Source organism: Rhodococcus spelaei (assembly GCF_006704125.1).
GTDB lineage: Bacteria > Actinomycetota > Actinomycetes > Mycobacteriales > Mycobacteriaceae > Rhodococcus_G > Rhodococcus_G spelaei.
Window position 1 is genome coordinate 218873 of sequence record NZ_VIGH01000001.1, and the last position, 25935, is coordinate 244807.

Consider the following 25935-nt stretch of genomic DNA (forward strand, 5'->3'; position numbering starts at 1 on the left):
AAACCAGAGGAACGACGAATGAGCAACAGCAGCAACGGTTCCCGACCCGCAGTCGCCAGCACGGTGCGCAACGGCGACGTTCAGTTGGCGGTGTTCGAACAGGGCAACCCCGACGGCCCGACCCTGGTCCTGGTGCACGGGTGGCCGGACACCCACCGGCTGTGGGAGCACGTCGTGCCGTTGCTCGCCGACCGCTTCCGGGTGGTGTCCTACGACAGCCGCGGGGCGGGTCAGTCGACCGTGCCGACCGCGGTCGCGGACTACCGACTCGAACTGCTCGCGAGCGACCTGTTCGCGGTGATCGACGCCGTCAGCCCGGATGCGCCGGTCCACGTGCTCGCGCACGACTGGGGTTCGCTCGAGTCGTGGGAGGCGGTGTGTGCGCCCGGCGCCGACCGCCGGATCGCGTCGCTGACCTCCGTGTCGGGTTGGTGCTTCGACCACCTCGGGCACTGGATGCGCCGCAACCTGACCAGTCCCACCCCGGCGGGCGTCGGCAAGGTGCTCGCACAGTTCGCCGCGTCGTTCTACGCCCTGCTCTTCCACATCCCGGTGCTCCCCGCCCTGGTCACCGGCAGGCTCCTGGCACCCCGCTGGCCCCGGTTCCTGGCCCTGTTCGACGGGATGGATCCGGCTCTGGCGCGTCCGGCCGCGACGATCGGCCGCGACGCCGCGAACGGCGTGAAGCGTTACCGGGCCAACACCCGGGACCGGTTGCTGCGCCCGCGTGAGCGTCGCACCGAGATCCCGGTCCAGTTGATCGTCAACACCCGCGACAAGGCGGTACTGCCGTTCGGGTTCGAGGAGACGCAGCGGTGGGTCGCCGACCTGCGTCGCGCCGAGATCCCGGCCGGGCACTGGGCACCGCTCTCGCACTCCGCCGACCTCGCCCGGATCGCCGCCGGCTTCGTCGACAGCATCGAGAACGCTGCCGCGACGGACGGCTCCACAGTCACCGCCTGACGACGCGGACCAGTTCCGCACTCAGGTCAGTCACTGAAACTGCGTCTACGGGCAGCTCAGGGGTGTCGTAGAGGCGTTCTGTCGTACCGCTACCAGTAGGATGGGCGGGTACCTCGCGGCCGCTCGCCGGCCGCGATCGCCTTGCCGATGAGACCGTCGTGCAGATGAGAAGGAGAGTAGACCTCCCGTGGCTGCCCAGAAGTCAGACAAGAGCACTCCGAACAAGGACTACGGCGCTTCTTCCATCACGGTCCTCGAGGGACTCGAGGCGGTCCGCAAGCGACCCGGCATGTACATCGGCTCCACCGGCGAGCGCGGTCTGCACCACCTGATCTGGGAGGTCGTGGACAACTCGGTCGACGAGGCGATGGCCGGCTACGCCAGCGCGGTCGGGGTCACGCTGCTCGCGGACGGCGGCATCCAGGTCGTCGACGACGGCCGTGGCATTCCGGTCGAGATGCACGCCTCCGGTGTCCCGACCGTCGAGGTCGTCATGACCCAGCTGCACGCCGGCGGCAAGTTCGACTCCGATTCGTACGCGGTGTCCGGTGGTCTGCACGGCGTCGGCATCTCGGTGGTCAACGCGCTCTCGACCAAGGTCGAGCTCGAGATCGCCCGCGACGGCAGCGAGTGGTCGCAGACCTACACGATGGCCGAGCCGGGCGCGCTGGTCCAGGGCGAGCCGACCAAGCGAACCGGTACCACCACTCGCTTCTGGGCCGACCCGAACATCTTCGAGACCACCACCTACAACGCGGAGACGGTCGCACGGCGGCTGCAGGAGATGGCCTTCCTGAACAAGGGCCTGACCATCACCCTGACCGACGAGCGGATCACCGACGAGGAGGTCGCCGCCGACGCCGAGTACGAGGCGGGCGAGGTCAAGACCCCCGAGGTGCAGTCGATTCGCACCCGGACCTACCACTACCCGGGCGGCCTCGAGGACTACGTGCGGCACATCAACCGCACCAAGCAGTCGATCCACAACTCGGTGGTCGGGTTCACGGCGAAGGGCACCGGGCACGAGCTCGAGGTCGCGATGCAGTGGAACTCCGGCTACTCGGAGTCGGTGCACACCTTCGCCAACACCATCAACACCCACGAGGGCGGCACCCACGAGGAGGGCTTCCGGGCGGCGCTCACCGCGACGGTGAACAAGTACGCCAAGGAGAAGAAGCTCGTCAAGGAGAAGGATCCGGCGCTCTCCGGCGACGACATCCGCGAGGGTCTGGCGGCGATCATCTCGGTCAAGGTCAGCGAGCCGCAGTTCGAGGGCCAGACCAAGACCAAGCTCGGCAACACCGAGGTCAAGTCGTTCGTCCAGAAGGCATGCAACGAGCACCTCTCGCACTGGCTCGAGTCCAACCCGGCCGACGCGAAGACGATCGTGAACAAGGCGGTCTCCTCGTCGCAGGCCCGGCTGGCGGCCCGCAAGGCGCGCGAGCTGGTCCGCCGCAAGAGCGCCACGGACCTGGGCGGGCTGCCGGGCAAGCTGGCCGACTGCCGTTCCAACGACCCGAGCAAGTCCGAGATCTACATCGTGGAGGGCGACTCCGCAGGCGGCTCGGCCAAGTCCGGCCGCGACTCGATGTACCAGGCGATCCTGCCGCTGCGCGGCAAGATCATCAACGTCGAGAAGGCCCGCATCGACCGCGTCCTCAAGAACGCAGAGGTCCAGTCGATCATCACCGCGTTCGGCACCGGCATCCACGACGAGTTCGACCTCGCCAAGCTGCGCTACCACAAGATCGTGCTGATGGCCGACGCCGACGTCGACGGCCAGCACATCGCGACGCTGCTGCTGACCCTGCTGTTCCGCTTCATGCGACCGCTGGTCGAGCACGGTCACGTCTACCTGGCGCAGCCGCCGCTGTACAAGCTCAAGTGGCAGCGGTCCGAGCCGGACTTCGCGTACTCGGACCGTGAGCGCGACGGTCTGCTCGAAGAGGGCCTCAAGGCCGGCAAGAAGATCAACAAGGACGACGGCATCCAGCGCTACAAGGGTCTCGGCGAGATGAACGCCAAGGAGCTGTGGGAGACCACGATGGATCCGAGTGTTCGAGTGCTTCGGCTGGTGACGCTCGACGACGCCGCGGCCGCGGACGAACTCTTCAGCATCCTGATGGGTGAGGACGTGGAGGCGCGTCGCAGCTTCATCACGCGCAACGCCAAGGATGTCCGTTTCCTGGACGTCTGAGTGGCTGAGACCCCGAGCCGGGCAGAATTGTGATGCAGATCACTTTGCTGCCCGGCTCGGGGGGCCTGTGGAGCTGATGGGATGTGACGGCACCACTGTGACTGATGCGTCCTGATTTGCCGGCTATGTCGCATGGTTGGTCACGACGCGATAACGACTTGGGAACTTTAGGACTTCTGTCCGTGGGGTCGGAGCCTCTACACTCCGGTACCGCCTAGGAATCTGTTCTCGATTCCCCCCGCCGAACACCGTTTCAGTGGTCCAGGGGAGTGGCGCGAGCGCGGGGCCTCGTGCCGGGCCTGGGTGGAAAGTGAGCTTGGAAGATGAAGACCCAATCGCCGCCTGTCAACAGGCCGTGGAACCTCGAGGGCTGGGGCCTGCGCTGGAAGGTCAGTGCCGTCCTCGTGATTCCCCTCACCGTGGCGATGGTGCTCGGTGGCCTGCGCGTGCAGGACGAGCTGAGCAAGGCCGTCAACTTCAGTTCCGCCGCCAAGCAGGTCGCCGACGTCCCGGCGATCGTCGACCTCGGCACGGCCTTCGGTACCGCGTCCGCCGGCTTCGCCGCGAACACGATGATGCCCGAGGACCTGCAGGCCGTGGACGCGGGAATCGCCAAGGTCACCGCTGCCGCGGACAACCCCGACCTCAGTGCGCCGGTCGCGGACCAGCTGCGCCGGTCGCTGGCGAGCATCAAGAGCCTTCGTGACCAGTTCAAGCCCGGCGGTACCGTCCCCGCGACCCTCGCCGACGACACCACCGCCGTCCGCTCCGACCTGACCCGCGTCATCGACGAGATCGTCGCCCCGATCGACGACCCGGCGGTGCTCGCCGAGCACACCCGCCTGGTCGGCGCGTGGTCCTCGCAGCGCCGCCTCGCCGATCAGGTCAGCGGCGCGGTCCTGCTGCTCAAGAACCCGACCGCCCCGCTCACCCACCTGATCTCCGCGTCCGGTGCGGAGCTCGCGATGATCGACACGCTGGCGCGCTCCTTCCCGCTCGAGGACACCAAGATCAACGCCCTGCGTGAGGGAGTTCAGAAGCGCACCGACATGATCGACGCGGCGGTCGGCGGCCAGCTGCCGTTGATGGAGCTGCGTACCTCACTGCTCAAGAGCGTCGCGATCTACGGCTCGCTGATCAAGGAGTCCTCGGACGCGATCACCGCGACCGTCACCCAGCGCGCCGACGAGACGCGGTCGGCGGCCATCCGTGACGCCGCGATCGTCCTCGCGACACTGCTCGCCGCGATCGTCCTCGGGCTGCTCGTCGCACGGTCGCTGATCCGACCGATTCGCCGGCTCCGATTCGGCGCGCTGCAGGTGGCCAACGAGGACCTGCCCGACGCGATCGAGCGGATCAAGGTCGGCGACTCCTCGGCCGTGACCGACTTCGAACCGATCCCGGTGCACACCACCGAGGACATCGGCCAGCTCGCCCGGGCCGTCGACGACATGCACGGGCAGGCACTCAAGCTCGCCGGCGAGCAGGCGCACCTTCGCCTGCAGATCGGCGACATGTTCGAGACCCTCGCCCGGCGCAGCAAGTCGCTCGTCGACCAGCAGCTGGGCCTGATCGAGAACCTCGAGTTCGAGGAGAAGGACCCCAAGCGCCTCGAGAGCCTGTTCCGGCTCGACCACCTCGCCGCCCGCATGCGCCGTAACGGCGACAACCTGCTGATCCTCTCGGGCAACCGGGTTCGGCGTGCCCAGTCTGCGCCGGTTCAGCTCGGCGACACCGTGCGCGCCGCGATGTCCGAGGTCGAGAACTACCAGCGCGTGCAGGTCGGGTCCACGCCGCACGGCGCACTGAGCGGCGCGGTCGCGACCGACGTCGTGCACCTGCTCGCCGAGTTGCTCGACAACTCGCTGCGTGCCTCCCCGCCCGACAGCAAGGTGAAGATCACCTTCGCGCGCGCCGTCGACGGTGGTGCGCTGCTCGAGATCGTCGACTGCGGAATCGGTATCCCCGAAGGCGACTTGGCGGTGATCAACGACCGCCTCGCCTCGGGTGGCGAGGTCAGCCCGGAGACCGCCCGGCACATGGGCCTGTTCGTGGTCAGCCGACTCGCGGCCCGCCACGGAATCACGGTGCGGCTGCGGCGGACCTTCGAGACCGCGCGCGACCAGGGCGTCACCGCGAGTGTGCACATTCCCGACAGCCTGCTGGTGTCGCCGCTCGAAATGGGGCACACCGGCCCGATACCCCGGGTCGACACCGCGGGAATGCAGCTCGTGGACACCGCGGGAATGCAGCGCGTGGATACCGCCGGCCTGCCCCAGGTGACCGTCGTCCGCTCCGACGAGATGCCGCCGTTGGTGACCGAGACCGCCCGGCCGGCGCCTGCTCCCGCACCGAACCCGCCCGGCGTCCTGCCGCAGCGGACCCCCGGTGCGACCGGACTGCCGCAGCGCGTGCCCGGTGCCGCGGTCCCCGCGCCGCTGCCACCGACCCCCGCTCCGGCGCAACAGGCTCCGGCGCAACAGGTTCCGTCCGCGACGCCGCCTCCGTCCGCGCCCCTGCCGCCGGTGTCCGCCCCGGCCGGCCAGGGCTTCGGGGGGTTCGGATCGGCCCAACCCGTGCGGACCGAATCGGCGGACGTCGATTCGCCCCCGGCGACGCGTCACCGCTACCGGACCAATGCGGCGAAGACCGCGTCGTTCTTCCAGGCTCGGCCGAATGCCACTGCGTCCCAGGACGTTACGACCACCGGAACGCCGATCTTCTCCGGCATGGTCACGGACTGGCTGACGGATCCGATCACGTCGGACGGCCCGGCGAAGCGCGAGTGGACGTCGGCGGCCGATCAGGGCTGGACTGCCGCGCACCGGGCAAGCGAGGCGCCGGTGGAGGCCAGGACCGAGTCGGGTCTGCCGCAGCGCACGCCGGGTCATCGGCTGGTGCCCGGCGGGGTCGACACCGCCGACCGGGCCACGGCCCGCCCGCGGCTGCGGGACCCGGAAGCGGTCCGTGACAATCTGAGCCGCCACCAAAAGGGAATTCGCGAGGGCCGCGCAGCGAGCATGGCCGAGCGCACCAGCATCGGAGGAGACAGATGAGCATCGATCAGGGAACCGTCTCGAACGGGGAACAGGGCTTCGGCGGCGCCCGCCCGCTCGACTGGCTGGTGTCGAACTTCGCCAGGGAGATCCCGGGCGTCTCGCACGCGGTCCTGGTCTCCGCCGACGGCCTGCTGATGGCGGGCAGCGAGCATCTGCCGCAGGACCGTGCGGAGCAGCTCGCGGCGGTCACCTCAGGGCTCGCCAGCCTGTCCACCGGGGTCTCGAACCTCTTCGACGGCGGCGGCGTCCTGCAGTCGGTCGTCGAGATGCAGCGTGGCTACCTGCTGCTGATGAGCGTCGGCGACGGGTCGCACCTGGCAGCGCTGACCTCCTCCGGATGCGACATCGGGCAGGTCGGGTACGAGATGGCGTTGCTCGTCGACCGGGTCGGCAGCTCCGTGGAGGCGACGCCGCGATCGGTGCTCGGGACCTGACCGGGATGTGGCCATGAACGACGAGTACGACGAGGTGACCGAGCGCGGACCGAGCCTGGTTCGGCCGTACTCGCTCACCTCGGGACGGACGAAACCGGCTGTGGAACTGGCCCTCGAGGCCCTGATCCAGGTGCTGCCGTCCCGAGACAACCAGGCCCCGGACCTCGGGGACATCGAGGCGACGATCGTCGCGCTGTGCGCGCAGTCGCCCTCGGTGGCCGAGATCGCCGCCCGGGTGGGTGTGCCGATCGGTGTGGCGCGCGTGCTCGTCGCGGATCTCGTCGCCGCCGGTCACCTGCGGATCCTGGCAACGCTGCAAGACGACTCGAGCGACAGCGAACGTCGTGAACTTATCGAAAGGGTCCTCGGTGGACTACGCAACATCTAGCCCGCAGCGCGACCGGGTGACCTCGACCAAGATCGTCGTCGCCGGTGGATTCGGCGTCGGCAAGACCACCCTCGTCGGCGCGGTGTCGGAGATCGTCCCGTTGCGGACCGAGGCGCTGGTCACCAACGCTTCCGACGGCGTGGACAACCTGGCCGCCACCCCGCAGAAGGCGACCACGACCGTGGCCATGGACTTCGGGCGGATCAGCCTCGCCGAGGACCTGGTGCTGTACCTGTTCGGCACGCCTGGCCAGCAGCGGTTCTGGTTCATGTGGGACGACCTGATCCGGGGCGCCATCGGGGCGATCGTGTTGATCGACACGCGCAGGCTGGACGAGTCCTTCGCCGCCGTCGACTACTTCGAGGCCCGCAAGCTGCCGTTCGTCGTCGCGATCAACGAGTTCGACGACGCGCCGCGTTACCCGCTCGAGGAGATCCGGCAGGCCCTCGCGGTGCCCGCGGACGTGCCGATCCTGTCCATCGACGCCCGCAGCCGGGAGTCGGCGAAGGGAGCGTTGGTCGCGATCACCGAGTACGCGCTCACCCGGCTCGCCCAGCCGGTCGGCTAGAACCGGCCGTCGGCCCCTCGCGGCACCCCCGACTCGACGCGGAATGCCGGACAATCAGCGAGTGCTGCCGGGTCTGGCTGACCTGCACCTATAGACTTGACGGGTTGCGCGATGCCGGCATCGGAGCTTACGAACTTCGACGCTTCGCACGCCCCGGGTCCGCAGGCTCTACCAGGACCGTTCGCTGAGAAGAAGAGGAGCCGATGACTGACACCACGTTGCCGCCGGAGGAACCGGGGCACGACCGCATCGAGCCGGTGGACATCCAGCAGGAGATGCAGTCCAGCTACATCGACTACGCGATGAGCGTGATCGTGGGTCGTGCGCTGCCGGACGTGCGCGACGGACTCAAGCCCGTGCACCGTCGCGTCCTCTACGCGATGTACGACAACGGCTACCGCCCCGACCGCGGCTACGTGAAGTCGGCGCGTCCGGTCGCCGACACCATGGGTAACTACCACCCGCACGGCGACACCTCGATCTACGACACCCTGGTCCGGATGGCGCAGCCGTGGTCGCTGCGCTACCCGCTCGTCGACGGCCAGGGCAACTTCGGTTCCCGAGGCAACGACGGCGCCGCCGCCATGCGGTACACCGAGTGCCGCCTGACGCCGCTGGCGATGGAGATGCTCCGCGAAATCGACCATGACACGGTCGATTTCACGCCGAACTACGACGGCAAGACGCAAGAGCCGACGGTTCTCCCCAGCCGTGTCCCCAACCTGTTGATCAACGGTTCCGGCGGCATCGCGGTGGGTATGGCGACCAACATCCCGCCGCACAACCTGGGTGAGGTGGCCGAGGCGATCTACTGGGCCCTCGAGAACTACGCGGCCGACGAGGAAGTCACCCTCGAGGCCGTCATGGAGCGGATCAAGGGACCCGATTTCCCGACCGCCGGCCTGATCGTCGGTGGCCAGGGCATCAACGACGCGTACCGCACCGGTCGTGGCTCGGTCCGTATGCGCGGCGTCGTCGAGATCGAGGAGGACGCCAAGGGGCGCACCACGATCGTCATCACCGAACTGCCGTACCAGGTCAACCCCGACAACCTGATCACCTCGATCGCCGAACAGGTGCGCGACGCGAAGATCGCGGGGATCTCCGACATCCACGACGAGTCCTCGGACCGCGTCGGCATGCGGATCGTCGTCACCGTCAAGCGTGACGCGGTGGCCAAGGTCGTGCTCAACAACCTCTACAAGCACACCCAGCTGCAGACCAGCTTCGGCTGCAACATGCTCTCGATCGTCGACGGCGTACCCCGCACCCTGCGGCTCGACCAGATGATCCGCCTGTACGTCAACCACCAGCTCGAAGTGATCGTCCGTCGCACCCGCTACCTGCTGCGCAAGGCCGAGGAGCGGGCCCACATCCTGCGTGGCCTGGTCAAGGCGCTCGACGCGCTCGACGAGGTCATCGCACTCATCCGGGCGTCCCAGACCGTCGACGTCGCCCGCGCGGGCCTGATGAACCTGCTCACCGTCGACGAGATCCAGGCCGACGCGATCCTGGCGATGCAGCTGCGGCGCCTCGCGGCCCTCGAACGGCAGAAGATCGTCGACGAGCTCGCCGAGATCGAGCGCGAGATCGCGGACCTCGAGGACATCCTGGCCAAGCCGGAGCGGCAGCGTGCGATCGTGCGCGACGAGCTCAAGGAGATCGTCGACAAGTACGGCGACGACCGCCGCACCCGGATCATCGCCGCCGACGGCGACGTCTCCGACGAGGACCTGATCGCGCGCGAGGACGTGGTCGTCACGATCACCGAGACCGGCTACGCCAAGCGCACCAAAACCGACCTCTACCGCTCGCAGAAGCGCGGCGGTAAGGGCGTGCAGGGCGCCGGGCTCAAGCAGGACGATCTGGTCAAGCACTTCTTCGTCAGCTCGACGCACGACTGGATCCTGTTCTTCACCACCAAGGGGCGGGTCTACCGGGCCAAGGCGTACGAGCTGCCCGAGGCCAGCCGCACCGCCCGCGGCCAGCACGTCGCGAACCTGCTCGCCTTCCAGCCGGACGAGCGGATCGCGCAGATCATCCAGATCAAGACCTACGAGGACGCGCCCTACCTGGTGCTCGCCACCCGCAACGGCCTGGTCAAGAAGTCCAAGCTGACCGACTTCGACTCCAACCGCAGCGGCGGGATCGTCGCGGTCAACCTGCGCGGCGAGGACGAATTGGTCGGCGTCGTGCTCTGCTCCGCGGAGGACGACCTGCTGTTGGTCTCCGCGCAGGGGCAGTCGATCCGCTTCTCCGCCACCGACGAGGCGCTGCGGCCGATGGGTCGCGCCACCTCCGGCGTGCAGGGCATGCGGTTCAACGGCGAGGACGAGCTGCTGTCACTCAACGTCGTGCGCGAGGGCACCTACCTGCTGGTCGCGACGTCCGGCGGGTACTCCAAGCGCACCCCGATGGAGGACTACCCGGTCCAGGGGCGCGGCGGAAAGGGCGTGCTCACCATCCAGTACGACCAGCGCCGTGGCACCCTGGTCGGAGCGCTCATCGTCAACGACGACGACGAGCTCTACGCCATCACCTCGGGCGGGGGTGTCATCCGTACCGCTGCGAAGCAGGTCCGGAAGGCAGGCCGCCAGACCAAGGGCGTGCGTCTGATGAACCTCGGAGACGGCGACACACTGCTCGCGATCGCGCGCAACGCCGACGAACCGGACGAGTCCGACGCCGCCGCGACCGACGCACCGAAGGAGTCGTAAGTGAGCACTCCCCATCAGCCCGGCAGCGACCGCGTGGCACCCGCCACCGGCCCCGCCGAGCAGGCGCCGAGTGCGCCGGCGCAGGGGGACCGACCGGGCGGCGCACCAGCGCCGACCCCGGTCCCCTCGCAGGCGGAGAAGTCGCCCGCCACGGGCGCCCCGGCGGGCCAGGGCGGTGGCGCGCAGCCCTCGACCGGACCCGCGAAGCCGACCGCTGCCCCCGCTGCCGGCGCGGCTCCCGCCGCGCCGCAGTCGGCGCCGACGGGCAGCGGACAGTCGGGTGCCCCGGCGCAGCCGTCCGCACAGCGTCCTGAAGGGGGTACTGCGCAGCCGGCCACCCCGGCTCCCGCCGCGCAGCCGGCGAAATCTGCCGCACCCACGCAGCCGGCAGGTCCGGCGCCCGAGCCGTCGAAGTCCGCGGCCCCCACTCCCGCCCCGACCGCACCGACGGGGCAGTCCAAGCCGGCGGCCGCGCCGGCGCCGCAGAACGGTCGCACTGCGGGGGCCCAGCCCCCCACGCAGCGCCCGGCCGAGCCGGTGGCCGGCACCCAGCCGCCCACCGCGCCCACGGGACGACCCACCCAGCAGCCGCCCGCGACCGGCGCCCGTCCGGCAGCCCAGCCGTCCGGTGCGGTCCGCCCACAGGGAACCGCGGCCGCGGGAACCCGTCCGGGCGCCGCGACCGGCAAGGGTCAGACCCCGCCGTGGCAGCGCGGCACCCAGGTCAACGGTGGACCGGCGGGTCAGGGAACGCCCGGCGCCGTGCCGCCCGCCACGCGCCCGCCCGTGGGTGCCGACCAGGCCGCGCGCGCCACGCAGCGGGAGACCGCCAAGGCGAAAGCGGCCGTGATCGACGGCCCGACCCGGCACATCGACCGGACCGACCTCGCCAAGGATCTGCCCGACCTCTCCGAGGTCAAGCATCCGATCCCCGCTGAGCCGGTGCACGCGCCGGTGTCCGGCAAGCAGCCGTCGCTGGTGGTCGCTGCGACCGCGCCGGTCGGAGATCCGCTGCGGGCGTCCGTCCAGATCCGCAAGATCGACCCCTGGTCCGCCCTCAAGGTGTCCCTCGTTCTCTCGGTCGCGTTGTTCTTCGTCTGGATGTTCGCCGTCGGGTTCCTGTACCTCGTGCTCGACGGCATGGGTGTCTGGGACCGGTTGAACAATGCCTTCACCGACATCGTGTCCGAGACCGGCAACAGCGGGCTCGTCACGGCGGGACAGGTGTTCGGATACTCGGCGCTGATCGGTGTGATCAACGTCGTACTGTTCACCGCCCTTGCGACCGTCGGTGCGTTCATCTACAACCTCTGCACTGACCTGGTCGGTGGTGTCGAGGTGACGCTGGCGGACCGCGACTGACCTGGCATTTCGATTCCCCACCGGCCCGATTTGGGCGGCCGCGGGTCGGTGGGGTAATCTCATGCCTCGGTTCGAGAGACACGTTTTTCGCACCGAGTACGGGCCTATAGCTCAGGCGGTTAGAGCGCTTCCCTGATAAGGAAGAGGTCGGAGGTTCAAGTCCTCCTAGGCCCACTCCCCGTGCCGACGAAGGGTTCGAGCATGAAGGTTCTGCTACTCGTAGCGGCCGTTGTGACGGTGCTCTTCGGACTGACCAAGCTGAGGTCGCAGCACCGCAGTGCGGACGTCTGGCACGAGGTCACCAGCCGCTGACGCGGACGGGGCCTTAGCTCAGTTGGTAGAGCGCTGCCTTTGCAAGGCAGATGTCAGGAGTTCGAATCTCCTAGGCTCCACAAGTACTTCCCGCGGGTGAGCGCAGTTCGCGCTCCACCTGCCCGCACTCCTAGTTCCGCTCCGAACCTCGTCCGGATGCCCATCTGCCACGCGTACCGTCGACGCCATGGCGCTCATCCATCGGGCTCAGCTGGTTCCGTCGAAGATCGAGATGCTCAGGCACTGGGTTCCCGACCAGCCCTGGACCCTCGACGTCGACACCGCAGCTCTGCACGTCCTTGGCGCGTACCGGTTCGACGATCCCGACGGTGAGGTCGGCGTCGAGACCCACGTGCTGGGCGCTGATGACGGCCGCGTGCTGCAGGTCCCGGTGACCTACCGCGGTGCCCCGCTGGCCGGCGCCGAGTCGGCACTGATCACGACCATGGAGCACTCCGTCCTCGGCACACGCTGGGTGTACGACGCGTGCGCGGACCCGGTGTACGCGACCGCGCTCCTCACGGCGATCCTCACCGGTGCGGCTCAGGCTGAACTCGAGTACGCCAACCCCGCCGACGCCGAGGGACGCGAGGTGACCACCCGGGTGCGCGGCAGCGGGACTCCCGGCACGGCAGTACCCGTGCTCAGTGCCGTCGGCGTCACGAACGGCCGATCGACGACCACGGTGCGTTCGGGTGGGGTGGAAGTTGAGGTGGTCCGGGTGATCGATGCGGGACCGCCTCCCGGCGAGGCACCCGTTCTCGTGGGGACCTGGCCGGGGCGGGAGGAGTCGGCACTGCTCGGGACTGCGCGGCTGCGCTAGTGCGCGGATTCGTCCACGCGGACCGAGCGACCGATTGGGTGCGCCCCTGTGGAATTGTGAACAAACCTGTGCAGCAATTGGTTTCGGTACCCGTTGTGCACAGGCGCTCGAGCCGCGGTCAGGAGGTCTCGAGGTCCCGCAGGCTCGGCGGCGCATCGGCGACCGGCGGGGTCTCGGTGCGCTGCTTCTTGACGAAGAGGCCGACGGCGGCCACGGCCGCGCCGGTCGCCACGAGGACGGCCACCCGCCGCCCACGCCGCTTGCCACGCACGGACTTGGCCGCATCTGCGACGGTGTGCTCGTCCACCAGGGCCAGGGCGGGTGCCTGCTTCGGGCGCGACAACACGTCCTTCGCCAACGAGAAGCCCTTGCCGAGCAGGTAGACGCCGACGGTGCCGGTGCCCTTCGCCAGGGTGCCACCGCCCTTCGCCAGGCCCAGCGCGGCACTCTGGGCGAACCGGAGTGCGCTGGTCAGCGCGGGTGACTGGGGGGCGGGCACCGCGGCCTGGTCGATCGGCACCGGCTCGGCCTCGACGCGGACAGGGGCGGGAGAGTGCTTCGACGCGCGGGTCATCTCTCCACTGTCGCACATGTCCTGTCGGCAGCAATGGCACGATGGGGGAGTGACTTCACCGAATCAGACCGCAACCGCAACGCTGCACACCAACCGCGGCGACATCAAGATCGCCCTGTTCGGCAACCACGCGCCGAAGACTGTCGCGAACTTCGTCGGCCTCGCCGACGGCTCCAAGGACTACAGCACCGAGAACGCGGCGGGCACCAAGACCGGACCGTTCTACGACGGCGCAGTCTTCCACCGCGTCATCGACGGCTTCATGATCCAGGGTGGCGACCCGACCGGTACCGGTCGCGGCGGCCCGGGCTACAAGTTCGAGGACGAGTTCCACCCGGAGCTGCAGTTCGACCGCTCGTACCTGCTCGCGATGGCGAACGCCGGCCCGGGCACCAACGGCTCGCAGTTCTTCATCACCACCGGCGCGACCCCGCACCTGAACCGTCGCCACACCATCTTCGGCGAGGTCGTGGACGCCGAGTCGAAGAAGGTTGTCGACGCGATCTCCGGCACCCCGGTCGACCGCACCGACCGCCCGGTCGAGCCGGTCGTGATCAACAGCATCACCATCTCCTGAGCGGGAAGCACTCGAGATGACGAACCCCGGTTGGGGCGGTGTGCCCGGAGACGGGACGCCGCCCCAACCGCGGTGCGTGCGACACCCGGACCGCCCGACCGGGCTGTCCTGCACGCGCTGCGGACGCCCCGCCTGCCCGGACTGCCTGCGTGAGGCGTCCGTCGGCTATCACTGCGTCGACTGTGTCGCCGCCGCGCAGCGTGATGTCCGGCCTGTCCGCGGCGTCGCGGGCAACGCGGTGACGGCCACCCGACCCAAGCCGATCGCGACGTACGCCCTGATGGGGATCAACATCCTCGTCTACCTGGTGACGGCGCTGCAGGCCAAGTCGGTGATGGACAACGGCGCCGGTTTCGTCAACAGCTTCACCGGCGCGGCAACCTTCAACTCACCGCTGTTCGGCTGGTGGGTGCTCTCGCCCTACGACGTGGCTCAGGGCGACTGGATCCGGCTGGTCGGCAGCGGGTTCCTCCACTTCGGCCTGATCCACCTGGCCGTCAACATGTTCGCCCTGTACATCCTCGGGCGCGACACCGAGCTGATCCTCGGGCGTGCGCGGTACCTCGCGGTGTACGCCATCTCGCTGCTCGGCGGGTCCGCGTCGGTGATGGCCTTCGAGGGGGGCGGCTTCACGGCAGGTGCCTCGGGAGCGATCTTCGGCATCATGGGTGCCCAGGCGGTCATCCTGCTCAAGCTCCGCCGGAGTCCGGCGCCGATCATCGGGGTGATCGCGATCAACGTGATCATCAGTGTCTCGTTGCCCGGCATCTCGTTCTGGGGCCACTTCGGCGGTCTGGTCGCCGGCGCCGCCGCGACCGCCGCGTTGCTGTACGCGCCGCAGTGGCTCGGCGCGGGACAGGACCGGGAGAAGGCCGTCCGGATCGGTTGGATCGGGCTGGCCGCGGTCACCCTCGTCACACTGGGCGTCGTCGGCATGCGGGTCGTCCAGTTGCGGAGCGAACTCGGCCTCTAGCCGTCGCTACCGGGTGAGGGGAACCAGCATTCGGCCTGACCGGGTGATGGTTCCCCTCACCCGGCGGTGGACGTGCCCCGGCGGTCCGGCGGCACCAGGCCGCGGACGGCCAGGGCGTCGAAGACGTCGGTCGGGTCGGTGCCCAGGTCCCAGCGGCCGAAGATCATCAGCCTGTCCTCGTCGGCGCCCGCGGGCCGCACGTCGATCTCGAGCATCGGCACCCGTCGACCGAAGCGCGGGTAGCGCACGATCCGCACCCGGGCCAGATCCGTGCGGTCGAACTCGAGTCGGCCGCGGACCCGGCGGACCGCGATGCCGCGACCGCCGTCGAGCACGGCCAGTCGGGGGCGCTGGCGCACCCCGAGTGTGGTGACCACCAACAGTCCGAGCGCGGCGAGTCCGATCAGGAACCGGCCCGCCGGATCGGTCGGCAGCAGCGCCGCGGCAAGCGCCATCGCCACCCCGCCCACGCCCGTTGCGACGAGGGCAGGGGTGGGTGTGGACCAGGCCGGTTCGGGGTTATGCACACGTACTCCCGAGGTTATCCACAGGTCTTATCCACACTGGGGATGAATGACACGGATGTAATTGGAAACCGCGGTTCGGTGAAAAACCGAGGTCAACGCCATCTCATCGTCATGACGAGCCCGACGACCATGAATCCGAAGCCGATCAGGAAGTTGTACGCCCCCAGGCTGTTCATAAACCCGATCTGGTCCGCGGCGAGGTAGTACACGATCAACCAGGCGAGTCCGATCAGCATGAAACCGAGCATCACGGACACGTAGAGCGCGCTCGACGGGCCGGCCTTCACCTTGACCGGGGTGCGGTTCGCGGGATTGATCGTGTAGTCGGTCTTCTTGCGGACCTTCGACTTGGGCATGACGTCCTCGTGTGGATTGACTCTGTGGGTAACGGACTGAAGTGGTTGAGACCTGCCACCGCGGCAGCCGTCGTCGCCGACGCCTACCAGGTACATTCGAACCTACCGGTCGCGGGTACACGCTAACCCAGCGCCGACGCCGTAGGCCAAGGACCGACGAACGACACCGCCCCAGCAGCCGCGCCCGCGGTGGGGTCCGCGCGCCAGGGGGAGGCACCGCAGATGGCCGAGAGCGAACGCCGTCGCGGTCGGCGGGCGACGGTCTGGATCGCGTGTGTGCCCCTCGTCTGCCTGATCGCCGGGCTGCTGTTCGCGACGACCCGTGAGGTGTCCGCGGGGAACGAGCTGCGCCGCGGCGACACCACCCGACTGTCGGATCTGGTGCGCGCAGCGCAGAACGACGTCGACCGCGCGGCGGGCGACCGGGACGCCCTCGCCGCCGAGGTCGAGTCCCTGCAGGCCACCGCCGCACACTCCGACACGGGCGTCGCGGCCACCCTCGCGCAGGTGCACGCCCTGGAGGCGGACGCCGGGCTGTCCGAGGTCACCGGACCGGGTGTCCGGGTGACCCTCACCGACGCGCCCCGGGACTCGGACGGGAACTACCCGGCCGACGCCCGGCCCGACGACCTGGTGGTGCACCAGCAGGATGTGCAGTCGGTCCTGAACGCGTTGTGGGCGGGCGGGGCCACCGCGGTCGGGATGCAGGACCAGCGGGTGGTCGGGACCACCGCGCCGCGCTGCATCGGCAACACCCTGCTGCTGCACGGCCGGACGTACAGCCCGCCCTACGTGATGACCGCGATCGGCGACCCCGCCAGGATCGGGGCGGCCCTCGACGCCGAGCCAGGTGTGCGGACGTTCAAGCAGTACGCGGTGCGGTACGGCCTCGGTTACACCCAGACGGCGTCGGATTCGCTGACGGTCCCGGCGTACACCGGCCAGCTGCGGACCAAGTTCGCGCGGTAGCCGCTCCGCGGCCCGTGCGCGCCGTTCACCCCGGGTGGGGTACTGCGCGCGCACGGTCGTGGGGCGCATATCCTGGGCCGATGCGCATCCTCGTGGTCGACAACTACGACAGCTTCGTCTTCAACCTGGTCCAGTACCTGGGACAGCTCGGTACGACGGCCACCGTCTGGCGCAACGACGACCCCCGGCTCGGCGACCGCGCCGCCGTCGCGGCCGAGTTCGACGGCATCCTGCTGAGCCCCGGCCCCGGCACCCCGCAGCGCGCGGGCGCGAGCATGGACCTCGTGACTGCGTGCGCGCAGGCGCGAACCCCCCTGCTCGGGGTCTGCCTCGGGCACCAGTCGATCGGCGCCGCCTTCGGTGCGACCGTCGACCGGGCACCGGAGTTGCTGCACGGCAAGACCAGTCGCGTCACCCATGACGGAACCGGGGTACTCGCCGGCCTGCCGAACCCGTTCACCGCGACGCGCTACCACTCGCTGACCGTGCTGCCGGAGACGATGCCGGACGAGCTGATCGCGACCGCGCACACCGACACCGGCATCGTGATGGCGTTGCGGCACCGGGACCTGCCGATTCACGGGGTCCAGTTCCATCCCGAGTCGGTGCTGACACAGGGCGGGCACCGGATGCTCGCGAACTGGCTCGAGGTGTGCGGTGAGCGGCCGGCCGAGTCGCTCGTCGAGACCCTCGAGTCGGAGGTCGCGCGGGCCCTCGGCGACGCGCTCACCCACTCCTGACCGCCGACGCTGACAGGGTGAGGGGAACCATCACCCTGTCAGGCCGAATGATGGTTCCCCTCACCCTGTGGGTGGTGGCGGCGCGCTAGCGAGGACCGCTCGGGATGCCGAGCTGGCCGATGCCGACCGAGACGGTCGCCGTCTTGGACAGTTCGGATCCCGGCGGCTGCGCCTGGGTGACCACCTTGCCGACCTGATCGGCCTCCAAGGTCGCCTCGGGACGCTGTGACAGCTGGCTCGACGACCCTGTCCAGCCGGCCCGGCGGAGCGAGTCCAGCGCCTGCGAGACCGTCTGGTTGCTCAGGTCCGGCATCTGGATCATGTTGCCGTTGGACACCTTGAGGGTGACGGTGGTGCTGCGCGCCGCGGAGGTGCCGCCGGTCGGGTCGGTGGACACGACCTGGCCCTTCGGCTTGCCGGAGTCGATGTTCTCGACCTGCACCTTGAACCCGGCGCCCTCGATGTTCGGCTGCGCCACCTCGAGGGTCTGACCCACGACGTTCGGCACCCGCACCTGTTCCGGGCCGCTGCCCAGGGTGAGCTTGACCAGACCGTTGATCTCGACGTTCGCGCCCGCCGCGGGGTCCTGCGCGGTCACCTTGTCGAGCTGGTCCGTGGTCGACGGCGCACGCGCGACCGTCGGGTCGAGGGTGAGGCCGACCGCGTTGAGCGCCTGCGCGGCCTGCGCCTGGCTCATCCCGGTCAGCTTCGGGACCTCCACCTGTTCCGGGCCGCTGGACACGTCGAGGGTCACCGTGGTGCCCTCGTCGGCCTTGCTTCCGGCGACGGGGATGCTGGCGATCACGTTGCCCTTGGCCACGACGGCGCTGGGCTTGGGCTGCGTCTGCACGCGGAAGCCGTCGTTCTGCAGCGTGGTCTGGGCGGTCTGCGAGGACTGGTTGGTGACGTCGGGCACCAACTTCTGGGCGGCCTTCGAACCCGGGCCCAGCGACCACAGGAACGCGCCGACGATGCCGATGACGATCAGCGCGCCCACGGACAGCAGGACGGTCCGCATGGCCTTGCGCTTGGGAGGCGCGCCGTCCGCGGGCGCCGCGGCGGGCGCGGACGGCGCCGGGTTCGGTGCGGGCGTGGCGGCGTACCGGCCGGACGAGTCCATCGCGCCGAGGATCGTGGTGCGGTCCTCGTCGTTCATCACCATCGGGGCGCCCGGACGCTGACCGCCGAGCACCCGCACCAGGTCGCTGCGCATCTCGGCGGCGCTCTGGTAGCGGTTCGCCGGGTTCTTGCTCATCGCCTTGAGGATGATCGAGTCCAGCTCGCGCGGGATGTCGGGGTTCACCGACGACGGCAGCGCCGGGTCCTCCCGGACGTGCTGGTAGGCGACTGCGACCGGCGAGTCGCCCTTGAACGGCGGTTCGCCCGTGAGGATTTCGAACAGCACACAGCCGAGCGAGTACACGTCCGAGCGCGCGTCGACCTGTTCGCCGCGGGCCTGCTCGGGCGAGAGGTACTGCGCGGTGCCGATGACGGCGGCGGTCTGCGTCATCGGGCTCGAGCTGTCCGAGATGGCCCTGGCGATGCCGAAGTCCATCACCTTCACTGCGCCGGCGCGGTTGATCATGATGTTGGCAGGCTTGATGTCCCGGTGCACGATGCCGTTGCGGTGGCTGAAGTCCAGCGCGGCGCACACGTCGGCGATGACCTCCATCGCCCGTCGCGCGGGCATCGGGCCCTCACCGCGGACGATGTCGCGCAGCGTCACGCCGTCGACGTACTCCATCACGATGTACGGCAGCGGGCCCGCGTCGGTCTCGGCCTCGCCGGTGTCGTAGACGGCCACGATCGCCGGGTGGTTCAGTGCTGCCGCGTTCTGCGCCTCACGCCGGAAGCGCAGGTAGAACGTGGGGTCGCGGGCGAGGTCCGCGCGCAGCACCTTGATCGCGACGTCACGGCTCAGGCGCATGTCGCGGGCGAGATGCACCTCGGACATACCACCGAAGCCGAGTATCTCGCCCAGCTCGTAGCGGGAGGAGAGCTTGCGGGGTGTGGTCATGGCTGTCCTTGGGGGGCCGGGCTCGTGGTCTCGCTCGGCGTGGTGGTGGCGGTGGTGGTCTTCGTCTTGGTGGTGGTGCTGGCCTTCGTCGTGGTGGTCGTCGGAGGCTCGGTGGTGGTGGTCTGTTCGGTGGTGGTCTCTTCGGTGGTCGTCGTCGGTTCCGTCGTCTCGTCCGTCGTCGTGGGCGGTTCCGTCGTCGTGGTGATCGGCGGCCTGGTGGTCGTCGGCACGTGGGTGGTCGTGATCGGGGGCCGGGTGGTGGTCGGGGTCGTCGACGGGGCGTCGCCGCCACCGAACAGCAGCATCCCCGCGCCGATCAGCAGCGCCGCCAGCAACAGGCCGCCTCCGCCCCAAGCAAGAACCTTCTGCCCGGTGGTCATTCCGGTCGGCGGCACCGGCGCGGAACCTGACGCGGGGCCAGCATATTCGGACTGCGAGGTCGGAAGAATCTGGGTCCCGGCGGCGGGCGGGACGACGACGGTGGTCGCGGCGGTCGGACGTCCGGTGCCGGGCAACGGAGGTCGTCGACCCGAGCGCACCGCGGCGACGGCGTCGGCGAACTCGCCGCCGCTGCCGTACCGGGCTGCCGGGTCCTTGGCCATCGTGATGTCGATCAGTTCGCGCACGTTCGGCGGCAGATCCGCCGGCAGCGGCGCCGGGACCTCCTGCACATGCTTCATCGCGACCGTCAGGGCGCCGTCGCCGGTGAACGGCCGGAACCCGGCCAGCGCCTCGTACCCGACCACGCCGAGCGAGTACACGTCGCTGGCCGGCGAGGCGTCCTGGCCGAGTGCCTGCTCCGGGGCGATGTACTGGGCGGTGCCCATCACCATCCCGGTCCTTGTGACCGGCGACGCCTCGACGGCCTTCGCGATCCCGAAGTCGGTGATCTTCACCTGACCCGCGGGGGTGATCAGGATGTTGCCGGGTTTGACGTCGCGGTGCACCACGCCCGCCGCGTGCGCGACCTGCAGCGCCCGGCCGGTCTGCTCGAGCATGTCCAGCGCGTGCGGCAGCGACAGCCGGCCGACGCGGGCCAGCACCGCGTTCAGCGGTTCGCCGTTGACCAGCTCCATCACCAGGTAGGCGGTCGCCTGCCCGGTGGCGTCACGGGTCTCGCCGTAGTCGTAGATGCCGGCGATCCCCGGGTGGTTGAGCTGCGCGGTGGTTCGCGCCTCGATCCGGAACCGTTCCAGGAACTCCGGATCGGTCGAGAACTCGGCCTTGAGCACCTTGACCGCCACCCGACGGTGCAGTCGGTTGTCGGTGGCCTCCCAGACCTGGCCCATGCCGCCGGTGGCGATCAGGCGCAGCAGCCGGTAGCGGTTCGCGATGACGCCGCCGTTGTTGAGGGTCAACGCTCAGCCCCCCTGCTTCAGTGCGGCCGCGATGACGGCCCGGCCGACCGGGGCGGCCACCGAGCCGCCGGTCGCGGCGAGCGCGCGGTCGCCGCCGTTCTCCACGATCACGGCGATCGCGATCTGCGGGTTCTGGGCGGGGGCGAAACCGATGTACCAGGCGTGCGGCGGGGTGTTGCGCGGGTCGGTGCCGTGCTCGGCGGTGCCGGTCTTCGACGCGATCTGCACGCCGGGGATCTTCCCGCCGCCACCGGTGTTGTTCTCCGAGCCGATCATCAGGTCGGTCAGCGTCGCCGCGACCTGCGGCGTGACCGCCTGCCCCTTCGACTCGGGGTTGGTGGTGGCCAGGTTCGACAGGTCGGGGCTCTGCAGCTGCGCGACCAGGTGCGGCTGCATGCGGACGCCGCCGTTGGCGACGGTCGCGGCGATCACCGCGTTCTCGAGCGGGGTCAGCGCGACATCGCGCTGACCGATGCTGGTCTGGCCGAGCGCCGCGTCGTCGGGGATGGAGCCGACAGTGCCGTCGGCGACCGGGATCGGGATGCCCGGTGAGTCGGGTTCGATGCCGAACGCCGAGGCCTTGTCCTTGAGGGCGTCGGCGCCGGTCTTGATGCCGAGTTCGACGAACGCGGTGTTGCAGGAGCGGGCGAAGGCCTCCCGCAGTGACGCGGTCGGGCCGCCGCCGCAGGTGCTGCCGTTGTAGTTCTCCAGTGTGGTGCTGGTGCCGGGCAGGGTGATGTTCGGCGCGGCGGTCAGCTGTTCGTCCGGCGTGGCGCCCTTCGACAGCGCCGCCGCGGTGACCACCACCTTGAAGGTGGAGCCGGGCGGATAGGTCTGCGAGACCGCGCGGTTGAGCAGCGGCTTGTCCGCGTCGTTGTTGAGCGCCTCCCAGGCCTGCGTGCTCACGGTGCCGTCGTGGCTGGCGAGCAGGTTCGGGTCGTAGCTGGGGGTGCTCGCCATCGCCAGGATCTCGCCGGTGCTCGGCTTGATCGCGACCACCGATCCGGTGTAGCCCTTCGCGGTCAGCTGGTCGTACGCGACCTGCTGCACAACGGGATTGATCGTGGTGACCACGTTGCCGCCACGCGGGTCACGACCGGACACCAGGTCGAAGAAGCGCCTGCCGAACAGCCGGTTGTCGGAACCGTTGAGCACCGCATCCTCGCTGCGCTCGAGGCCGGTGTTGCCGTAGAGCATGGAGTAGAAGCCGGTGATCGGGGCGTTCGCGAACGGGCTCGAGGTCGCCGCCGGGTTCGGCGGGTAGGTCCGCAGGTACTTGTACCGGTCGTCGGTGGGGACCGAGGCCGCCAGCACCTGACCGCCCGCCGAGATCTGCCCGCGCTGACGGGAGTACTCGTCGAGCAGGACCCGCGAGTTGCGCGGGTCTGTGCGCAGGTCGTCGGCCTTGATGACCTGCACGTAGGTGGCGTTGGCGAGCAGCGCGACAACCATCACCATCACTGCCATCGCGACGCGCCGGAGCGGGGTGTTCATGGGCGCCTCAGCATTTCGGTCGGTGCGTCCGCGATGGGTGCGGGTCCCTTCTTCTTCGGTTGCGCCGGGGTGCGGGCCGAGTCGGAGATCTTCATCAGCAGCGCCAGCAGGAGGTAGTTGGCCAGCAGGGAGGATCCGCCGTAGGACATGAACGGCGTCGTCAGACCGGTCAGCGGGATCAGCTTGGTGACGCCGCCGACGACGACGAACACCTGGATCGCGACGGTGAACGCGAGCCCGGCCGCGAGCAGCTTGCCGAAGCTGTCACGCACGGCGAGCGCGGTGCGCAACCCGCGGATCACGAACACCAGGAACAGCATCAGGACCGCCGCCAGGCCGATCAGTCCGAGCTCCTCGCCGATGGTCGCGACGATGAAGTCGGTCTTGGCGAACGGGACTTGCGACGGCCTGCCGCTGCCGAGTCCGGTGCCGGCCAGCCCGCCGGTCGCGAGGCCGAACAGCGACTGGGAGATCTGGAAGCCGGTGTTGTTGTAGTCGGCGAGCGGGTCCAGCCAGGTGTCCACCCGGACCCGGACGTGGCCGAACATCTGGTACGCGAACACGAAACCGATGGCCAGCAGTCCCACGCCGATGAGCAGCCAGCCGACCCGCTCGGTGGCGATGTAGAGCAGCACCAGCACGGTGCTGAACAGCAGCAGGCAGCTGCCCAGGTCGGTCTCGAGGACCAGCAGACCGATGGAGACCACCCAGGCCACCAGGATCGGTCCGAGATCCCGCGCGCGCGGCAGGTCCACGCCGAAGACGTGCTTGCCCGCGGTGGTGAACAGTTCGCGCTTGGAGACCAGCACCGAGGCGAAGAAGATGATCAGCAGGATCTTCGCGAACTCACCGGGCTGAATACTGAAGAACGGCAGCTTGATCCAGATCTTCGCGCCGTTGACCTCGGACATCGACGCCGGCAGCACCGCGGGGATCGCGAGCAGAACCAGGCCGGCCAACCCGAGCGTGTAGCTGTACCGGGCGAGCAGCCGGTAGTCCTTCAGGAACACCAGGACGGCGATGAAGCCGGCGATCGCCAGCGCGGTCCACATCACCTGCTGGTTCGCGTCGGGCGAGGGGATGGCCCGGCCGAAGTAGGCGGCGGTCGAGGCGTCCGCGAGATCGAGCCGGTGGATCAGCACCAGACCCAGCCCGTTGAGCAGTGCCACGATCGGCAGCAGCAGCGGGTCCGCGAACGGGGCGAAGCGTCGCACCGCCAGATGGGCGATCAGGAACAGGGCGGCGTACGCGAGGGCGTACTTGACCAGGTCCCAGGTGATGGTCTGTTCCTGGCTGGCCTCGACCAGCACCAGCGAGATCGTGGTGATGACAATCGCGCTGCAGATCAGCGCCAGTTCGACACCGCGCCGGTTCGACTGTTGCGGCGCGGGCGCGAATCCTCCAGGCGGGCTGGGGAAGGAGGCCCCCGACGGTGCGGCGGACACGGACATCAGCGACCGGTCCTGCAGTTCTGCCCCTGTACCTGGGTGGGAGTTGTCGTCGGCGCGGGAGCCGGCTCACTGGTGGGGGCAGGGGCGGGGGCCGGCGGCGGTACCGGGCCGACCACGGGGGTCGGCGTGGGCACCGGAGCCGGGGCGGGTGCAGTCGGGGTCGGGGCGGGGGTCGGCGTGGTGGTCGGGACCTGGCACACCGGCAGCAGGTCGCCGACGGTGAGCCGGGTCATCTGGCTCTTGGCGTCCTCGAGGGAACCGGACGGCAGCCCGGCGCGGACCTGTTCGCGGGCCGACGGCTGCAGGTCGTCGACCATCAGGACCGAGCACGTCGACGGCGCGGAGTCCGGCGGGACGAGGCTCAGTTTGCCGGTGTCGGTGACGCACCCGACGAGGTTGACGTCTTGCAGCGAGTAGCCCAGTACCGAGCCGGGCACCCCTCGCAGGACCGCGACGCGACTGTCGCTGGCGCCGACGTAGTAGTTGTGCCGGATCAGGACCCGGCCGATCACCAGGCCCGCGACGATCACCGCGATCAGGCCGAGCGACAACAGGATCCAGCGCAGGCGGTGACTCTTCTTCGCGGGCGGGGGATCGGCGGGTGCGGCGACCCGGCGCGGGTTCGCGCGTGGCGGACGCATCGCCGCGGCGCGGCCGGCGGCGGTGTCCGGCGGCGGGGCGTCCTCCTCGTCCTCGGTGGACGCCGCGCCCGCGACGATCGGGTGGCTCTGGCCGTAGTCGACGTCGACCACGTCGGCGACGACCACGGTGACGTTGTCCGGTCCGCCGCTGCGCAGCGCGAGTTCGATCAGCCGGTCCGCGGAATCGCCGGGTTCGCCGTCGCCGAGTACTTCGGCGATGGTCTCGTCGCTGACCACGTCGGACAGTCCGTCCGAGCACAGCAGGTAGCGGTCGCCGGTACGGGCCTCGCGGACGGTGAGCGTGGGCTCGATCTCGTTGCCGGTCAACGCCCGCATGATCAGCGAGCGCTGCGGGTGGGTGTGCGCCTGTTCGGCGGTGATGCGGCCCTCGTCGACCAGCGACTGCACGAAGGTGTCGTCGCGGGTGATCTGGGTGAGCGTGGCGTCGCGCAGCAGGTAGGCGCGCGAGTCGCCGATGTGCACCAGGCCGAGCTTGCTGCCCGCGAACAGGATCGCGGTCAGGGTGGTGCCCATGCCGTCGAGTTCGGGCTCCTCCTCGACCTGTTCGGCGATCGCGGCGTTGCCGTCGCGGGTGGCGGCCTCGAGCTTGCCGAGCAGGTCGTCGCCGGGCTCGTCGTCGTCGAGGTGGGCCAGGGCGGCGATCATCAGCTGCGAGGCGACCTCGCCGGCGGCGTGTCCGCCCATGCCGTCGGCCAGCGCGAGCAGTCGGGCGCCCGCGTAGACGGAGTCTTCGTTGTTCGAGCGCACCAGGCCGCGGTCGCTGCGGGCCGCGTAGCGGAGGACGAGGGTCACGGGCGCAGCTCGATCACGGTCTTGCCCACTCGAACCGGGGTACCGAGGGGCACTCGGACCGCGGTGGTCACCTTGGCGCGGTCCAGGTAGGTGCCGTTGGTGGAGCCGAGATCCTCGACGTACCAATCGGTTCCGCGCGGCGAGATGCGGGCGTGGCGGGTGGAGGCGTAGTCGTCGGTGAGGACGAGCGTGGAGTCGTCGGCCCGGCCGATCAGCACCGGCTGGGTGCCGAGCGTGATCCGGGTGCCGGCCAGCGCACCCTGGGTGACGACGAGGTTCTTGGCGACCTTCTGCTTTCCGAAGGTCGGCAGCACCGAGGAGGTGCGTGAGTAACGCTGCGGCACCCGGACTCCGGACGCGGCGTACACGTCACTGCGCAGGGTTCGTAGGACCGCCCACACGAACAACCACAACAGCAACAGGAAGCCGGCCCTGGTCAACTGCAGGATGAGTCCCTGCACAGCGGTCCACCTCCTCCTCTGGCGAGCGGGTTGCCCCGTGTATTCCGGCGTTTTGCTGGCAGCATCCTATGGCGATGCGGCTGAGGTCGATCGCGATATGGGCGTGCCCCACCACAATACGGAACTCGCTGGGAATTCCGGTGGTGTGGTGCTGGGCTGGT

Annotated in this window: 22 protein-coding genes and 2 tRNA genes; 15 read left to right on the plus strand and 9 right to left on the minus strand. The window is 69.5% G+C overall.

Going from position 1 to position 25935, the window contains the following annotated elements; translation table 11 throughout:
• Window positions 1-18: 18 nt before the first annotated feature.
• From FK531_RS00955 to FK531_RS01005, 11 genes are all read left to right on the plus strand, one after another.
• The gene (locus FK531_RS00955) at window positions 19-963 is read left to right on the plus strand and encodes an alpha/beta fold hydrolase (RefSeq protein WP_142094787.1); all 945 of its coding nucleotides are present in this window, start codon (window positions 19-21) and stop codon (window positions 961-963) included.
• 187 nt (window positions 964-1150) lie between these two features.
• The gene (gene gyrB, locus FK531_RS00960; protein ID WP_142094788.1) at window positions 1151-3160 is read left to right on the plus strand and encodes a DNA topoisomerase (ATP-hydrolyzing) subunit B; all 2010 of its coding nucleotides are present in this window, start codon (window positions 1151-1153) and stop codon (window positions 3158-3160) included.
• Between the two features lie 323 nt (window positions 3161-3483).
• Window positions 3484-6216 (plus strand): sensor histidine kinase, encoded by a 2733-nt coding sequence (locus FK531_RS00965; RefSeq protein ID WP_142094789.1) that lies wholly within the window; start codon window positions 3484-3486, stop codon window positions 6214-6216.
• Entirely contained in the window at window positions 6213-6653 is a 441-nt protein-coding gene (locus tag FK531_RS00970; protein ID WP_142094790.1) for a roadblock/LC7 domain-containing protein, read from the plus strand. Before FK531_RS00965 ends, FK531_RS00970 begins: the two co-directional genes overlap by 4 nt.
• A gap of 13 nt (window positions 6654-6666) precedes the next feature.
• Window positions 6667-7041, plus strand: coding sequence for a DUF742 domain-containing protein (locus tag FK531_RS00975; protein ID WP_142094791.1), 375 nt, complete (start codon window positions 6667-6669; stop codon window positions 7039-7041).
• 16 nt (window positions 7042-7057) lie between these two features.
• Window positions 7058-7609: a GTP-binding protein gene (locus FK531_RS00980; RefSeq protein ID WP_142095295.1), complete on the plus strand. Its 552-nt coding sequence runs from the start codon at window positions 7058-7060 to the stop codon at window positions 7607-7609.
• Window positions 7610-7812: 203 nt separating this feature from the next.
• On the plus strand, window positions 7813-10326 hold the full coding sequence (gene gyrA / locus FK531_RS00985) for a DNA gyrase subunit A (RefSeq protein ID WP_142094792.1): 2514 nt from the start codon (window positions 7813-7815) through the stop codon (window positions 10324-10326).
• The gene (locus FK531_RS00990; RefSeq protein ID WP_142094793.1) at window positions 10327-11688 is read left to right on the plus strand and encodes a DUF3566 domain-containing protein; all 1362 of its coding nucleotides are present in this window, start codon (window positions 10327-10329) and stop codon (window positions 11686-11688) included.
• A 100-nt stretch (window positions 11689-11788) separates the two neighbouring features.
• A tRNA-Ile gene (locus FK531_RS00995) sits at window positions 11789-11862 on the plus strand.
• 145 nt (window positions 11863-12007) lie between these two features.
• Window positions 12008-12080: transfer RNA gene (locus tag FK531_RS01000), tRNA-Ala, on the plus strand.
• 107 nt (window positions 12081-12187) lie between these two features.
• Window positions 12188-12823 carry a CG0192-related protein gene (locus tag FK531_RS01005; RefSeq protein WP_142094794.1) on the plus strand — a complete coding sequence of 212 codons (636 nt, stop codon included), beginning with the start codon at window positions 12188-12190 and terminating at the stop codon, window positions 12821-12823.
• A 118-nt stretch (window positions 12824-12941) separates the two neighbouring features.
• Here FK531_RS01005 and FK531_RS01010 read toward each other — a convergent pair whose 3' ends face one another.
• Window positions 12942-13397, minus strand: a complete 456-nt coding sequence (locus tag FK531_RS01010; protein WP_142094795.1) for a hypothetical protein — start codon at window positions 13395-13397, stop codon at window positions 12942-12944.
• 49 nt (window positions 13398-13446) lie between these two features.
• Here FK531_RS01010 and FK531_RS01015 point away from each other — a divergent pair, with 49 nt between their 5' ends.
• Both FK531_RS01015 and FK531_RS01020 read left to right on the plus strand, forming a co-directional pair.
• On the plus strand, window positions 13447-13974 hold the full coding sequence (locus tag FK531_RS01015; RefSeq protein WP_142094796.1) for a peptidylprolyl isomerase: 528 nt from the start codon (window positions 13447-13449) through the stop codon (window positions 13972-13974).
• Between the two features lie 16 nt (window positions 13975-13990).
• On the plus strand, window positions 13991-14947 hold the full coding sequence (locus tag FK531_RS01020; protein ID WP_142094797.1) for a rhomboid family intramembrane serine protease: 957 nt from the start codon (window positions 13991-13993) through the stop codon (window positions 14945-14947).
• Window positions 14948-15003: 56 nt separating this feature from the next.
• Here the strand turns inward: FK531_RS01020 and FK531_RS01025 are convergent, their stop codons facing one another.
• Window positions 15004-15474, minus strand: coding sequence for a PH domain-containing protein (locus tag FK531_RS01025; protein WP_246097749.1), 471 nt, complete (start codon window positions 15472-15474; stop codon window positions 15004-15006).
• A gap of 92 nt (window positions 15475-15566) precedes the next feature.
• On the minus strand, window positions 15567-15830 hold the full coding sequence (crgA, locus tag FK531_RS01030) for a cell division protein CrgA (RefSeq protein ID WP_142094798.1): 264 nt from the start codon (window positions 15828-15830) through the stop codon (window positions 15567-15569).
• 222 nt (window positions 15831-16052) lie between these two features.
• Here crgA and FK531_RS01035 point away from each other — a divergent pair, with 222 nt between their 5' ends.
• Together FK531_RS01035 and FK531_RS01040 are read left to right on the plus strand one after the other, a co-directional pair.
• A complete protein-coding gene (locus FK531_RS01035) occupies window positions 16053-16799 on the plus strand; it encodes a DUF881 domain-containing protein (RefSeq protein WP_142094799.1) in 747 nt (248 codons plus the stop codon).
• 80 nt (window positions 16800-16879) lie between these two features.
• Window positions 16880-17539, plus strand: a complete 660-nt coding sequence (locus tag FK531_RS01040; protein ID WP_142094800.1) for an aminodeoxychorismate/anthranilate synthase component II — start codon at window positions 16880-16882, stop codon at window positions 17537-17539.
• Window positions 17540-17624: 85 nt separating this feature from the next.
• Here the strand turns inward: FK531_RS01040 and pknB are convergent, their stop codons facing one another.
• The 6 genes from pknB to FK531_RS01070 are packed head-to-tail and all read right to left on the minus strand — an operon-like array spanning window position 17625 to window position 25774.
• The gene (gene pknB, locus FK531_RS01045) at window positions 17625-19556 is read right to left on the minus strand and encodes a Stk1 family PASTA domain-containing Ser/Thr kinase (protein ID WP_142094801.1); all 1932 of its coding nucleotides are present in this window, start codon (window positions 19554-19556) and stop codon (window positions 17625-17627) included.
• A complete protein-coding gene (locus FK531_RS01050; protein ID WP_142094802.1) occupies window positions 19553-20914 on the minus strand; it encodes a serine/threonine-protein kinase in 1362 nt (453 codons plus the stop codon). Before FK531_RS01050 ends, pknB begins: the two co-directional genes overlap by 4 nt.
• A 3-nt stretch (window positions 20915-20917) precedes the next feature.
• Window positions 20918-22408: a peptidoglycan D,D-transpeptidase FtsI family protein gene (locus tag FK531_RS01055; protein ID WP_142094803.1), complete on the minus strand. Its 1491-nt coding sequence runs from the start codon at window positions 22406-22408 to the stop codon at window positions 20918-20920.
• Window positions 22405-23859 (minus strand): FtsW/RodA/SpoVE family cell cycle protein, encoded by a 1455-nt coding sequence (locus FK531_RS01060; protein ID WP_142094804.1) that lies wholly within the window; start codon window positions 23857-23859, stop codon window positions 22405-22407. Before FK531_RS01060 ends, FK531_RS01055 begins: the two co-directional genes overlap by 4 nt.
• The gene (locus FK531_RS01065) at window positions 23859-25313 is read right to left on the minus strand and encodes a PP2C family protein-serine/threonine phosphatase (RefSeq protein ID WP_142094805.1); all 1455 of its coding nucleotides are present in this window, start codon (window positions 25311-25313) and stop codon (window positions 23859-23861) included. The genes FK531_RS01060 and FK531_RS01065 overlap by 1 nt, the downstream gene beginning before the upstream one ends.
• On the minus strand, window positions 25310-25774 hold the full coding sequence (locus FK531_RS01070; RefSeq protein WP_142094806.1) for an FHA domain-containing protein FhaB/FipA: 465 nt from the start codon (window positions 25772-25774) through the stop codon (window positions 25310-25312). Before FK531_RS01070 ends, FK531_RS01065 begins: the two co-directional genes overlap by 4 nt.
• Window positions 25775-25935 lie beyond the last annotated feature (161 nt).